This is a genomic window from Lactobacillus johnsonii ATCC 33200 (genome assembly GCF_000159355.1).
Classification (GTDB): domain Bacteria; phylum Bacillota; class Bacilli; order Lactobacillales; family Lactobacillaceae; genus Lactobacillus; species Lactobacillus johnsonii.
In genome coordinates this window covers 1-550 of the sequence record NZ_GG670130.1, presented here as the reverse complement: position 1 = coordinate 550, position 550 = coordinate 1, and the positions used below count along the sequence as shown (strand labels likewise).

Below are 550 nucleotides of genomic sequence, written 5' to 3'. Positions count from 1 at the left end.
GACAAGCTTATCTAATGCTCTTAACTCATGTTTTTTATTTCTTACAGCTTTTTCTAATTTCTTTAAAATCGAAATTAGATGTTGTTGTATTTCTATACTTGGTAAAGGAACTACATAGTTTTTTAACCATTCAGTACTTATATTTTTTTGAGCGATTCCCTTAGAAGAATTTATACTTTTAACCTCAAATAAATTTGTATTTAGCATATAAAATAAATACTCTTTTAAAATTTTATCCGATTTTGGCCGGATACAGGCAACCCTTTGATTTAAAAAGGCTGGTAAATATTTTTTATCTAAAATTGCAACTCGACCTACATTTCCAGTTAATGAGATGAGCAAATCCCCAGAATAGAGAATATATTTTTTTAACTCATTTATTGTATTCAATGGATAATATACAGGAGAGGCGTCTTCAACATAGCCTTTCTGAACATTTGTTATTCGAATAATCCTTACACCCGAAGTAGAATATTTTTTACTCTTAAAAGCATAACCATTAATAACGTCACATATTGCTCCTAGTTTTATATATTCCATTAATCACCCT

1 protein-coding gene is annotated in these 550 nt (G+C 28.5%); it reads right to left on the bottom strand.

Translation table 11 applies throughout. The annotated features are described in order from the left end of the window. A partial coding sequence (locus HMPREF0528_RS08725) for a restriction endonuclease subunit S (RefSeq protein WP_004896658.1) occupies window positions 1-540 on the bottom strand: 540 nt, incomplete at its 3' end. Between the last annotated feature and the right edge of the window lie 10 nt (window positions 541-550).